We start from the raw sequence: 13,180 nt of genomic DNA on the forward strand, positions 1-13,180 counted from the left end.
GTCCCTGCGGCGCCAATCAGACATGAGCGAATTTCAAAAAGGGCTGGTATGGCTGCGGCGCGATCTGCGCTGTACCGACAACGCGACGCTGGCACAGGCGCTTGCGACCTGCGGTGAGGTGTCTGTCGTGTTCGTCTTCGATACGACGATTCTCGGCGAATTGCCGCGAGACGACCGACGCGTCGCGTTCATCCACGACAGCGTAAGCGAATTGGTGCAGACGTTGGCGGACATGGGGGGTGGGCTGATCATCCGGCACGGTGACCCGACCGAGCAGATTCCCACGCTGGCGAAGTCGCTCGGCGTGCAGGCTGTCTTTGCCGGGCGAGATTACGAGCCGGACGCCGTCAAGCGGGATCGTTCGGTTGCGCGCTCGCTTGAGGCTCTGGACATTGCTTTCGAGACGGTCAAAGACCAGGTGATTTTCGATACGAGCGAGATTCTGACGGCGCAGGGTGAGCCGTACAGTGTCTTCACACCGTACTCGCGCGCCTGGTTGAAGCAGGTGCGTCCGGTCGACCTTGCGCCGCACGGTCGTAAGGCGGATTGGCACCGGCTTGCGAAGCCGTCGCATGGGGCTGGCGAGGTGCCGTCGATGGCATCGCTGGGCTTTGAAGTACCCGACGCACGTCGTATGGCCATTGCCGCGGGCGAGTCCGGCGCAAAGCAGTTGCTGGACGATTTCCTGCCGCGCATGGCGCACTATCACGAACGACGCGATTACCCTGCAGTGCGCGGTCCGAGCTATCTGTCCGTGCATCTGCGCTTCGGCACGGTGTCGATCCGGACTTTAGCCCGCGAGGCGCACGCCGCGATGCTCAAGGGCGGGGACGCAGGCAATGGCGCGAAAACATGGCTGAGCGAGCTGATCTGGCGCGAGTTCTACTTCATGATCCTGCATCATCACCCGGAGGTTGTCGGCAACGCGTTCAAACCGGCATACGACGCCATTGAGTGGGCCACGGGCGATGCGGCGGATACCGATTTCAAGGCGTGGTGCGAAGGGCGCACGGGCTATCCGCTAGTCGATGCGGCCATGCGTCAGATCAACCAGACCGGCTATATGCACAACCGGCTGCGTATGGTGACGGCCAGTTTTCTGGTCAAGGATCTCGGCATCGACTGGCGTCGTGGCGAGGCATATTTCGCGCGTCAGTTGAACGATTTCGATTTGTCCGCGAACAATGGCGGATGGCAATGGGCCGCTTCGACCGGGTGTGACGCCCAACCGTACTTCCGCATCTTCAATCCGATTACCCAGTCCGAGAAGTTCGACCCGGAGGGACGCTTTATCCGGAAGTACGTGCCTGAACTGGCGTATTTGTCCGACAAGGCCATCCACGCACCGTGGCGCGCCGACGCGCAGACGCTGGCTGACGCCAACGTGACGCTCGGACGCGATTACCCGCAACCGGTGGTGGCCCACGACGTGGCGCGTAAGGAGACGCTGGCGAGATACGCGGTCGTCAAGACGCCGGCGGTTTCATCCCGGCCAGCAGGCAGCGACGAAGAGGATTAATTCCCCGGTTTACCCCGATACGTGTATACCCCGGTCAACTTTTTCCGCTATCGGCCGTTTATACGGTTATGGCACGCAAGAGGCCTGGGCTTCGGTATCGGTTCGCAACGTCGGGGGGCGTTAGTGGGCGTCAGGGAGGAAGCAGTAAAACAATAGCGATGTGCTCAAGATGCTCTGAAATGAGCAAGGGCAGGCCAAAACCACACGGGGAAGCTTGGAGAAAATCCTTCGCCGCACAGACGGCAGCTTCGAACCACGGGGTTCGCGTTGAGCGAGTGCCCGGAACGTCAGCGTTCCGGGTATTTTTTTATGCGTCGCCTGCGCGTCGACCCTGCCGATCCCTGGCCGTCACACCCAGCACGATCCACACGGCCAGATTGAACGGTAGCGTGAAATACGGCCATCCGCGCGGGGTTAGCCAGCCGCCCAGAATCACGCAAATCACGGCCGCGAGCGCGGCTCCGGTGAGTCGCATTGTGAGGCGGCGTCCGAAAACGCCAAGACCCAGCGCGGCGAGGAAAGCGTTGATGCCGACACCGCCCGCCTGAGCTGCCATGGACGGCCAACGCGAAGCCAGTACGACCAGAATCACCCAGACCGTTACCCCGGCTGCGAGCGCCCAAACGGTCGCGCGGGCATTCCAGAGCGCCAGCAAGTACCACATCAGCAAGCCCAGCACCAGCGGTGCAACGAAGACGACCTGTCCCACGGAGCAGAACACGAAGCCCGGTGAGCCTACATCGCAAGCGAGCGAACCCATCCTCGGCGAGAGTTCGAGCCACGGCAACATGGCCCACGAAAGGGCCATGACGGCGACGAACGGTCCCGTCAGCGCGGGAAGTTCTCGTCGGGCGAGGGTAGCCGTTGCCATAACCGTCAGGGCGACACAAACGACCAGCCATGCGGCAAACACCCCATCCGGCTGCCACAGGGCGCCAAAGGCAATCCCCGTCAGCGCGCCGTTGTAGCCGAATAAGCCCGTGTGACGTTGCGCATGCGGCAAGCGCATCGCGATGGCGACCCCGGATGCCGTGATGCTGGCAGCCAGTCCGGTCAAAGCGGCGGCCAGATCCGAGAGGGCCAGTACCGCCAGCAACAAAGCACCGATCCCGGCCGACGGAATGAAATAGATTTGAGCGAAGTTGGCCATCGTTCCGCGCAATTCGCCGATCAACCGATGCTGTTGGGCGGTCGATGAGGGCGTGGTCATCGAAGAAAGCGACGCCGGTACGGACGATGGACGAGGCAGGGACATGAGGGTGGCGATGGATCGGGCGAGGCGGATGACCAGCGCGTAATCGACCACCGTCTGTCGCGTCATCGCGGACATAACAGACATAGCGCGGCGCTGAGCCTAGGGCGCGAGGTTACGCCGAACCCCGATGACCGGGCGCGCCGACTCGTTATAGTCGGTATTGCAAATTTCGATGAACAGCCCGCCAAAATGCAAAAAGCCCGCGCTTGATGGCGCGGGCTTTTGTGGACGACGGGGGCGCGGCTTACTTGCCGCCGCCCTTGGCTGGCTTCACTGCCCAGCTGTCTTTGAGCGAAACGATACGGTTGAACACCGGTTTGCCCGGGGCCGAATCGTGACGATCGGCCACGAAATAGCCGTGGCGCTCGAACTGCACGCGATCGTCCGGCGCAAAGTTCAGCATGCCCGGTTCGACATAGGCTTGCGTCACGCGCTTGGCGTTCGGGTTGAGGGCGTCGAGGAAGTTCTTTTCGCCAGCGTCCGGGTTCGGATCGAGGAACAGACGGTCGTAGATGCGTACTTCCGCCGCCAGCGCGTGCGACGCACTGACCCAGTGGATGTTGCCCTTGACCTTGTAGTTGTCTGCACCCGGCGTGCCCGAACGGCTGTCTTCGAAGTAGTTGCAATGCACGGCCGTGACGTTGCCGTCGGCATCCGTGTCGAAGCCGGTGCATTCCACGACATAACCGTATCGCAGGCGCACCTTGTTACCGGGGAACAGACGGAAGAAGCCCTTGACCGGCTCTGCCTGGAAGTCCTCACGCTCGATCCACAGCTCGCGCGAGATGGGGAACGTGCGCATGCCGCGCTCCGGAAAGTGCGGGTGCACCGGGGCGTGGCAGTCTTCCTGCTGGCCTTCCGGATAGTTATCGATGATGAGCTTGAGCGGGTCGAGTACGGCCGTGGCGCGCGGGGCCTTCGGATCGAGGTCGTCGCGCAGGGCTTGCTCGAGAATGCTCATGTCGATCCACGACGCCGACTTGGCCACGCCAATGCGGTCGCAGAACAATTGCAGGCTCTCGGGCGTGAAGCCACGGCGACGCAGGCCGACCAGCGTCGGCATACGCGGATCGTCCCAACCGTCGACGTATTTTTCGTCGACCAGCTGACGCAGCTTGCGCTTGCTCGTGATGGCGTACGTCAGTTGCAGACGGGCGAATTCGATCTGCTGCGGCGTCGGGCGCGAGAACATGCCCGCGTCAGCCAACTGGCCGAGCACCCAGTCGTAGAACGGACGCTGATCTTCGAACTCCAGCGTACAGAGACTGTGCGTGATGTTTTCGATGGCGTCTTCGAGCGGGTGGGCGTAGGTGTACATCGGGTAGATGCACCATGCGTCGCCCGTGCGGTGGTGATGTGCGTGGCGGATACGGTAGATGGCCGGATCGCGCAGGTTGATGTTCGGCGATGCCATGTCGATCTTCGCGCGCAGCACGTGCGTGCCGTCGGCAAATTCGCCCGCGCGCATGCGGCGGAACAGGTCCAGGTTTTCCTCGACCGTACGATTGCGGAACGGCGAATCCTTACCCGGCTCCACGAGCGTGCCGCGGTTGGCGCGCATGTCGTCGGCGCTTTGGCTGTCGACGTAGGCGCTGCCACGCTGGATCAGGATCTCGGCAGCCTGATAAAGCTGCTCGAAGTAGTCGCTGGCGAAATAGAGGTGCTCCTTCTGCGGCGTCTGGTAGCTGAAACCCAGCCACTTGACCATATCGATGATCGAGTCGACGTATTCGGTCTCTTCCTTCTCGGGGTTGGTGTCGTCAAAGCGCAGGTGGCACACACCACCGTAATCACGCGCCATGCCGAAGTTCACGCAGATCGCCTTGGCGTGACCGATGTGCAGATAGCCGTTGGGCTCCGGCGGGAAGCGCGTTTCCACGCGCTGGCCCCATTTGCCCGAGCGGTTGTCTTCGTCAATGATGTTGCGGATGAAATTGGATGCCGCGTTCAGCTCTGTGCTCATGCCTGTCCAGTGTTCGGAGTTTGGCGAATATTCTACCGTACCGCATTGCACCACGGGCGAGCGTCTGATCGGGCGTCGACGCGGCATCACACCGTGATGCCGGTCGTTGTGGTTCACATCCGATGGATCCGGGACCGCGCGGGCCCCGATCAGGTCGTCTGCACCGTGCTGCGCTGGATCGGCCAGTTGGCATACGACAGAAGCCAAAGAGAGACGACGTTCACGACCGGAATGAACGCCAGCACCGTGAACCAGGGGGAGAAGCCGAGCCGGGTGAGAATCCGCCAAACGGGGAAGCCGATGAGCACGATGCTGACGAGCAGAGCAAGCAAGCCTGACGAGTTAGCCATGAGATGTCTCCCGAAGCGCCCCACCCATTGCAGGGCGTACCGGCAAGTATAGGCAGACGGACAGGGGGGCTTTGCCCGGCTTCCCAACGGTTCCCGGATTGTGTCCTATCCTGAAAACACTGCCGGGTGCGCCGGTGGGGCCAATTGCGGCAGTTGTGCCAATCGCGCTTCGGTCCCCCTCATGGGAGGAAGTCATGGAACTGCATCTCAGCTCGCATCGCTACACGCATCGCTCGCCAGACTGGGCGGCTGCGGCCGTTGCCGGTTTTGTCGCCTGCGCGTTCTTTTCTGCTGTCGAAATGCTCATGGTGCTGCTCGTCTCGGGGCAGAGTCCGTGGGTGCCGCCCCGCATGGTGGCCGCCATCGTGCTTGGCCCCGGCATCCTGTCGCAGCCCGCAACATTCGACGTGTCGATCGTGGCCATGGCGCTGATGGTGCATGCGGCCATCGGTGTCGTGCTCGGCGTGGTGCTCGGGGCCATCATTGCGCCGTTCCGGCTGGATTCGGATGTCGTCACGGTATCGGTTGCCGGTGGCGTCTTCGGGCTGGTCGTGTACGTCGTCAATTTCTACGTCATGACGCAGATGTTCCCGTGGTTCACCGAGTCGCGCGGCTGGACGATGCTGGCGGGGCACATCATCTTCGGTGCCTTCGCGGGATATATGTACTGGGTGCTGCGCCAGATGGAGGAGCGGGCAGCGGCCGCCTGAAGACCTCATGAATGCCCCGCAACCCCTTGAGGGACGGGGCAGTGACCCGCCCGGCGGCAGTGCGCGCGTTGTGCCGTCGGCCGGTCAATATGTCGGGTGAACGCACTTTGGTGCAATTAACAGATTTTTCTGTTATGATGCCTCAACTGCAATCGTGCGTCCGTCACCTTCGGATCCGCTGAAGGCAGTCTTCCGTGGCATGAAGCGCCCGGCAGGTGTTCCACCCGCCCGGCACCGTCAGCCAACGTGTGGCACGAAAATCACTACAGATGTGTCGCACGATGTGCCGACGCATGTCACCTTGAACGCTTAGACGTTCACGCCGCCGTTTCGACAAAACGGCTGGCCATCGATCCCCGAAACAGGAAGTCGTACAGAACACCCGAATTGCGCCTTGCGAGCGCATGACGGATCGCACCCGGTCTTTTGCCGTGCGCGACGTTCAGCAGCGTCGTCTGTCGTATGTCAGTCATGCTTTTGTCGCATTACCGTCATATTGGGCAGATAGGCTGCGTGCACTTCACGGAAACATTTGTGCGAAATTGCACTCTCATCACCGTAAGCCGATTCGAGAGGGATAGTTATTAGTCAAATTTTTTGCAGTAAAGAAGGATACAAAATGAAAACATCGCAATACCAAGAATTCCAGTACAGCGTCCGTGCAGTCGAGCGAGACAACGCTCGTTGGGACGCGTTCTACGAGATTCACCGCCCGACACAGTGCGGCATGGAAAAAGTGGGTGCCTATCAGGTTCAGAGCGCCTACGGTTTTGCCACGCAAGGTAACGCCCTTGATGACGCGGAGCGCAACGCTCGCGCGGATATCGAGCAGGGCATCGTCTACTACCAATAAGGTCGACGGCCGCTTGCGCATTACCTCGTTCCGATTTTTCCCGCATTTTCCCGTTTCTTCCCCCATATCTGATGTGCGCGATGCTGGCATCGTCGCTTTGCGACGGTGCTATAGTCCGGCCTTTCGCACTGAAATGGCTGGAGAGTCGGTAATGGAATGGATGTGCAAGTCGTTCGATGAACTGGGCAGCGCGCTGCTTTACCGAATCCTCGCCGCACGCAACGCGGTATTCGTGGTCGAGCAGCAGTGCCCGTATCAGGACATCGACGGTCGCGATCCGTACAGCCTGCATCTGGTCGCGCAAGTGCGCGACAGCGCGAACCCGGCAAGCGACCTGCGAATCGCAGCGTATTTGCGACTTCTGCCGCCCGGGCTCGCCTATGACGAAGCGTCGATCGGACGCGTGATCACCGCCGCTGCGCATCGCGGCACCGGTCTCGGTCGCGAGCTGTTGGCGCGGGCGGTGGCGATTACCGAAGCGCAATGGCCCACCGCTGCGGTGCGCATCGGCGCGCAGGCGCATCTCGAAGCGTTTTATGGCGGGTTCGGTTTCGTCAAGGCGAGTGAGCCATATGACGAAGACGGCATCATGCATATCGAAATGGTGCGCCCCGCAGTGCAGCCGCAGTAGTGGCAGACAGCGCGTTTGCGGATTGCGCAATCGCACGCTGAGCGAAGCAGAAAAATGCAATATCGGCCGGGCCATCGCGCCCGGCACTACAATATCTCCCATCGTAGTTCACGCGTTTCCCGACACATGGCCTTGTATTCCATCACCGGCGCCCAATTGGCGTTCGGTCACCTGGCATTGCTCGACAATGCCGATTTCTCGCTCGAAGCCGGTGAGCGCGTCGGACTTATCGGACGCAATGGCGCCGGTAAGTCCTCGCTGCTCAAGATCGTGGCGGGCCTCACCGCGCCGGACGATGGCCTCGTGGCCCGTCAGGCCGGTTTGCACACCGTCTACGTGCAGCAGGAGCCCGAGTTCGATCCCGAGCAGTCCGTATTCGATGCCGTGGCGCTTGGCCTCGGCGATTCGCACGTGTTGCTCTCCGAGTACGACCGCACTGCAGAAGCGCTGTCGGTGGCACCGGAAGGCGCAGAACACGACGCGTTGCTCGCCCGCCTGAACAGCCTGCAATCGTCGCTGGATGCGGCCGATGCGTGGCAGTTGAAGACCCGCGTGGAGACGACGATCGCGCAACTCGGACTCGAGGGCCACGCACGTGTGGGGGCGCTGTCCGGCGGGATGCAAAAGCGCGTTTCGCTCGCGCAGGCATGGGTGGCCAAACCCGATGTGCTGCTGCTCGACGAACCGACCAACCACCTCGATTTCGACGCCATCCGCTGGCTTGAAGAATTGCTCGTCGGCTATCGCGGTGCGCTGCTCTTCATCACCCACGATCGGAGCTTCCTCGACCGCGTGGCCACACGCATCGTCGAACTCGATCGCGGACGTCTGCTCTCCTATCCCGGCAACTTCACGCAGTACCAGGAACGCAAAGCCGAACAGCTTGAAATCGAGCGCGTAGAGAATGCGAAGTTCGACAAGTTGCTCGCGCAGGAAGAAGTGTGGATCCGCAAGGGCGTCGAGGCTCGCCGCACGCGCAGCGTGTCACGTATCGAGCGTCTGAAGACGATGCGCAACGAGCGCGCGGAACGTCGTGAGCAGCAGGGCAACGTGCGCATGGACGTGGCGCAGGCCGAGAAGTCCGGCAAGATCGTGGCCGAACTCACTAACGTGACGAAAGCGTACGGCGGACGCACCATCGTGCGTGACTTCTCGGCGACGCTCATGCGCGGCGACAAGGTCGGCCTGGTCGGCCCGAACGGCGTGGGCAAGACGACGATGCTCAAGCTGATCCTCGGCGAAATCACGCCGGACAGCGGGCAAATTCGCGTCGGCACGAACCTTCAGGTCGCGTACTTCGATCAGATGCGCGCGCAGCTCGATCCCGAACGCAGTCTGCTCGATACCATCAGCCCAGGCAGCGACTGGATCGAAATCAATGGCGCGCGCAAGCACGTCATGAGCTATCTCGGCGACTTCCTTTTCTCACCCGAGCGCGCACGTTCCCCGGTGAAGTCGCTGTCGGGCGGTGAGCGAAATCGTCTGTTGCTGGCCCGTCTGTTTGCGCGTCCGGCCAACGTGCTGGTGCTTGACGAACCGACCAACGACCTCGACATCCCGACGCTCGAACTGCTCGAAGAACTGCTGGAGGAGTACTCCGGCACCGTGTTCCTCGTGAGCCACGACCGGACGTTCCTCGACAACGTGGTGACCTCGGTGATCGCGGCCGAAGGCGACGGCAACTGGCGTGAATACGTGGGCGGTTTCACTGACTGGCAAGTGCAGAGCGAACGCTCGGCGGCACTCGCTGCGCAGCGTGCACCGGTGGACGAAGCACCTAAGGAATCGGTGGCAGCGTCCAAGCGCGGCACCAACCGCACCGTCAAGCTCAGCTACAAGGAGCAGCGTGAACTGGACGGATTGCCGGAGCGCATTGCCTCGCTGGAAAACGAGCAGAAGGACGCCGCAGCGCAGATCGAAGACGGTTCGATCTTTGTGAAAGATCCGGCTGCGGGTGCGGCGCTGTCCGAACGTTTCGAAGCGATTGAACTGGAATTGCTCGAAGCGCTCGAACGCTGGGAAGTGCTTGAAGCCAAGCAGCGCGGCGAAAACACGTGAGTACGCTTGCGCAGTAACAACGTCGTAGGCGGCCGGTTTTCCGGCCGCGTTTCATTGGGCTATTGGTCCATGTCATTCGGGTGCAGTCCGAGTGACAGTACAATAGGCCGCGATTCATCGGGCGCGATGCGCCTGCCGTGCGTCGGCAGGCATCGCGCGCACCCGAAGTGCCCATTTGAAGTGCCCATTATGTGGGCGCCGCAACACAAGTCGTTGATCCGGCGTCACTTTTGTCATGTGTTAATGGGTTTTCCCCGTGGTTGTCCACAGGAAATGTGGATAAGCGCCGGGCGTCGTACCCCAATTCAGTCACGCTATGTCGAAAAAAAATACGCCTGCCCAGTACAGCGAAGCGTCCATCAAGGTCCTGAAGGGCCTTGAGCCGGTCAAGCAGCGCCCGGGCATGTACACCCGCACCGAGAATCCGCTGCACATCATTCAGGAAGTCATCGACAACGCTTCGGACGAAGCGCTGGGCGGTTACGGCAAGCAGATTCTCGTCACCCTGAACAAAGACGGTTCGGTCAGCGTCGAGGACGACGGCCGTGGCATTCCTGTCGGCATTCACCCGGAAGAGGGTGTGCCGGTGGTGGAAATCGTGTTCACGCGCCTGCACGCAGGCGGCAAGTTCGATAAGGCCGCTGGCGGCGCTTATACCTTCTCCGGTGGCTTGCACGGCGTTGGTGTGTCGGTGACGAACGCCCTGGCGACCCGGCTGGCCGTGACCGTCTGGCGCGACGGTCAGGTCTCGGAACTCGAATTCGCAGACGGTGGCAACGTCAACGTGGCGCTTCACTCGCGTGCATCGCAACGCGGCGAGAAGAAGAGCGGCACGCGCGTGACCGTCTGGCCGGATGCCAAATACTTCGACAGCCCGACATTGCCGCTGGGCGAACTGCAGCGTCTGTTGCGCTCGAAGGCGGTGCTGCTGCCGGGCGTGCGCGTCACGCTGCGTCAGGAAAAGAACGGTGAAGAGCAGACGTGGTTCTACGAGCACGGCCTGCGGGGTTATCTCGTCGAATCGCTCGGCGGTGCAGAGCCGCTGATTCCGCTCTTCGAAGGCGAGCGCTTTGCCGAGGGTGACGAAGACAGCTTTGCCGAAGGCGAAGGCGCTGCGTGGGTCGTGGCCTGGACGGAAGATGGCGCGCAGGTCCGCGAGTCCTACGTCAACCTGATTCCCACGCCCGCTGGCGGCACCCACGAATCGGGGCTGCGTGAAGGTTTGTTCCAGGCGGTGCGAGGCTTTATCGAATTGCACAACCTTCAGCCCAAGGGCGTGAAGTTGCTGCCCGAAGATGTGTTCTCTCGCGTGTCGTTCGTGCTCTCCGCGAAGGTGCTCGATCCGCAGTTCCAGGGGCAGATCAAGGAGCGTCTGAACAGTCGCGACGCCGTGCGGCTCGTGTCGTCGTTCACGCGCCCTGCGCTGGAACTGTGGCTCAACCATCACGTCGAGCATGGCAAGAAGCTCGCCGAACTCGTGATTCGTCAGGCACAGGCTCGTACGCGCGCTGGCCAGAAGATCGAGAAGAAGAAGAGTTCGGGCGTGGCCGTTTTGCCGGGCAAGCTGACCGATTGCGAGACCGAAGACATCACCCGCAATGAACTGTTCCTGGTCGAGGGCGACTCGGCCGGCGGCTCGGCGAAGATGGGCCGCGACAAGGAATTTCAGGCGATTCTGCCGCTGCGCGGCAAGGTCCTCAATACGTGGGAGACCGAGCGCGATCGCCTGTTCGCCAACAATGAAGTGCACGACATCGCGGTGGCGATCGGTGTCGACCCGCACGGCGCGAACGACACGCCCGATCTGTCCAATCTGCGTTACGGCAAGATCTGTATCCTCTCCGATGCAGACGTCGACGGTTCGCACATTCAGGTGCTGCTGCTGACGTTGTTCTTCCGTCACTTCCCGCAACTCATCGCCACGGGGCACGTGTACGTGGCGCGTCCGCCGCTGTATCGCGTCGATGCGCCTGCGCGCGGTAAGAAGCCCGCACAGAAGCTCTACGCACTGGACGAAGGCGAACTCGAAGCCATTCTCGACAAGCTGCGCAAGGACGGTGTGCGCGAAACCGCATGGTCCATCAGCCGCTTCAAGGGCCTGGGCGAAATGAGTGCCGAACAGCTTTGGGAAACGACGATGAATCCCGACACGCGCCGTCTGAGCCCGGTGGCGCTCGGCCATCTGGATTTCGACGCGACCGTGGCGCGCATGAACATGCTCATGGGCAAGGGCGAGGCGGCACAACGCCGCAGCTGGCTTGAAGCCAAGGGCAATGAAGTAGAAGCCGACATCTGAGCCTGACAATACGGGAAGGACTGCAGGCGCGGCGTCGGTACTGTAGGTACAGCACTTGAAGCGTAGCGAAGTCGCACTCACGCAGGGCAAACCAGCGTGAGTGCTCACATAGTGGGATAATCCACCCTTCACCCTTCCGGGAGTCGCGTTATGTTGCGTTCTATGCGTTGCATTTTCGTGCCGATGTTGCTTGCGGGCGCAAGCGCCACCGTCTTGGCACAGTCGGCCCAGCCGCGCGTCTTCTTCGTTGCCCCTGCGGACGGCGCAACGGTATCCAATCCCGTAAAGGTTCAGTTCGGCGTCGAAGGCATGGCGATCAAACCGGCGGGCGAGGTGTTGCCCAATACCGGTCATCACCATCTCATCATCGACGGCGATTCGATTCCGGCAGGTCAGGTCGTTCCTACCGACGACACACACCTGCATTTCGGCAAAGGTCAGACCGAAACGAGCGTCAATCTGACGCCGGGCGATCACACGTTGACGATGCAATTCGCCGACGGTGCCCATCGCTCGTACGGTCCGGCCATGAGCCAGACGATCAAGGTGCATGTCAAAGGTCAGCAATAATCAGGTTTCGACGGCGCAGCGCCTCCAGGCGCTGCGCCGAAAGCTCTCTCTGCGGCAACTCGCAGGGCCCGCGCTGGCAGCCGCGCTGCTTGTCGCGACGCCTCTCGCGCACGCCGAACTCTACGGTTACGTCGACGAGAACGGTGTCGCACATCTCGCGGCACGCAAGCTCGATGCGCGCTATCGGCTCGTGGTGAGTAGCGGTGGCAATGGTGGTAGCGTCGATCTGCGCGCACAGCAGCAGGGCGGTGCCGTCACCGGTGCAGACCGCTCGCGTCTGTACGATGCGCTGGCCCGACATCCCAATCTGAAAAAGCTCGCACCCGTCATTGCGCAGGCGGCGCAGAAGTTTCATGTCGACGCGGCCTTGCTCAAAGCGGTCATCGCGGCCGAGTCGGGTTTCGATAGCGATGCGGTATCGCCCAAAGGCGCCGTCGGTCTGATGCAGGTGCTGCCGACGACCGGGGAGCGTTATGGCTTGCGGGCCGATGCGCGCCGCACCGTTGCCGACAAACTCACCGATCCGCGTACCAATGTGCTGACAGGTGCCCGTTATCTGCGTGATCTGCAGGCGCGTTATCCCGATCGTCTCGAGCTCGTGCTCGCCTCGTACAACGCGGGTGAGGGGGCCGTGGCACGCCACGCCGATCAGATCCCGCCGTATGCAGAGACGCGCGATTATGTCGCGGCCGTGCTTGAACTCTACCGACGCTTCAACCCGGAGGGGGGCGACGCTGCGCCGGGCAATGGCGTGATCCGCGCGAGCGGGGGCGGCGGGAAGATTGGCAACGCGCGGGTCAACGGATCGCGCGACGGCCGCATTCACGTCATTCTGGGCGCGCCGCAGGGCCTGCCCGTCGTGCCTGCTACCATGCCGAACGCGTCGATACGCGATTCGGCTGCATCGACACTGTCTGCACCGCCGACCACGGACTGAGGTATCGGTTGACGCCGCTTGGCGGCGTCTTCGGAATC

The 13,180-nt window shown here is 61.9% G+C and carries 12 protein-coding genes; 8 read left to right on the forward strand and 4 right to left on the reverse strand.

Features of this window, described 5'->3' with window-relative positions:
• Positions 1-22 precede the first annotated feature (22 nt).
• A complete protein-coding gene (locus PCO31010_RS13695) occupies positions 23-1,519 on the forward strand; it encodes a cryptochrome/photolyase family protein (protein WP_150664762.1) in 1,497 nt (498 codons plus the stop codon).
• Between the two features lie 307 nt (positions 1,520-1,826).
• Here PCO31010_RS13695 and PCO31010_RS13700 read toward each other — a convergent pair whose 3' ends face one another.
• The 3 genes from PCO31010_RS13700 to PCO31010_RS13710 all read right to left on the reverse strand — a co-directional run bounded on the left by PCO31010_RS13700 (position 1,827) and on the right by PCO31010_RS13710 (position 5,087).
• Complete coding sequence (locus PCO31010_RS13700; protein WP_150664763.1) at positions 1,827-2,858, reverse strand: urea transporter; 1,032 nt, start codon at positions 2,856-2,858, stop codon at positions 1,827-1,829.
• Between the two features lie 160 nt (positions 2,859-3,018).
• The gene (locus PCO31010_RS13705; RefSeq protein WP_150664764.1) at positions 3,019-4,737 is read right to left on the reverse strand and encodes a glutamine--tRNA ligase/YqeY domain fusion protein; all 1,719 of its coding nucleotides are present in this window, start codon (positions 4,735-4,737) and stop codon (positions 3,019-3,021) included.
• A gap of 149 nt (positions 4,738-4,886) precedes the next feature.
• On the reverse strand, positions 4,887-5,087 hold the full coding sequence (locus PCO31010_RS13710) for a hypothetical protein (protein WP_150664765.1): 201 nt from the start codon (positions 5,085-5,087) through the stop codon (positions 4,887-4,889).
• Between the two features lie 194 nt (positions 5,088-5,281).
• Here PCO31010_RS13710 and PCO31010_RS13715 point away from each other — a divergent pair, with 194 nt between their 5' ends.
• On the forward strand, positions 5,282-5,797 hold the full coding sequence (locus PCO31010_RS13715; RefSeq protein ID WP_150664766.1) for a hypothetical protein: 516 nt from the start codon (positions 5,282-5,284) through the stop codon (positions 5,795-5,797).
• A 317-nt stretch (positions 5,798-6,114) separates the two neighbouring features.
• Here PCO31010_RS13715 and PCO31010_RS26645 read toward each other — a convergent pair whose 3' ends face one another.
• Complete coding sequence (locus PCO31010_RS26645; protein ID WP_174984725.1) at positions 6,115-6,270, reverse strand: hypothetical protein; 156 nt, start codon at positions 6,268-6,270, stop codon at positions 6,115-6,117.
• Positions 6,271-6,416: 146 nt separating this feature from the next.
• Between PCO31010_RS26645 and PCO31010_RS13720 the strand changes: the two genes are divergently transcribed.
• The 6 genes from PCO31010_RS13720 (at position 6,417) to PCO31010_RS13745 (ending at position 13,142) form a co-directional block, all read left to right on the forward strand.
• The gene (locus PCO31010_RS13720) at positions 6,417-6,650 is read left to right on the forward strand and encodes a hypothetical protein (protein ID WP_150664767.1); all 234 of its coding nucleotides are present in this window, start codon (positions 6,417-6,419) and stop codon (positions 6,648-6,650) included.
• A gap of 151 nt (positions 6,651-6,801) precedes the next feature.
• On the forward strand, positions 6,802-7,281 hold the full coding sequence (locus PCO31010_RS13725) for a GNAT family N-acetyltransferase (protein ID WP_150664768.1): 480 nt from the start codon (positions 6,802-6,804) through the stop codon (positions 7,279-7,281).
• A 126-nt stretch (positions 7,282-7,407) separates the two neighbouring features.
• The gene (locus PCO31010_RS13730) at positions 7,408-9,339 is read left to right on the forward strand and encodes an ATP-binding cassette domain-containing protein (protein WP_150664769.1); all 1,932 of its coding nucleotides are present in this window, start codon (positions 7,408-7,410) and stop codon (positions 9,337-9,339) included.
• Between the two features lie 316 nt (positions 9,340-9,655).
• Positions 9,656-11,635, forward strand: a complete 1,980-nt coding sequence (locus tag PCO31010_RS13735; protein ID WP_150664770.1) for a DNA topoisomerase IV subunit B — start codon at positions 9,656-9,658, stop codon at positions 11,633-11,635.
• A 162-nt stretch (positions 11,636-11,797) separates the two neighbouring features.
• Positions 11,798-12,205, forward strand: coding sequence for a DUF4399 domain-containing protein (locus PCO31010_RS13740; protein WP_150664992.1), 408 nt, complete (start codon positions 11,798-11,800; stop codon positions 12,203-12,205).
• Positions 12,186-13,142, forward strand: coding sequence for a lytic transglycosylase domain-containing protein (locus PCO31010_RS13745; RefSeq protein WP_150664771.1), 957 nt, complete (start codon positions 12,186-12,188; stop codon positions 13,140-13,142). Before PCO31010_RS13740 ends, PCO31010_RS13745 begins: the two co-directional genes overlap by 20 nt.
• The last annotated feature ends 38 nt before the right edge of the window (positions 13,143-13,180 follow it).

This window comes from Pandoraea commovens, assembly GCF_902459615.1.
In the GTDB taxonomy this organism is placed as follows: Bacteria; Pseudomonadota; Gammaproteobacteria; order Burkholderiales; family Burkholderiaceae; genus Pandoraea; species Pandoraea commovens.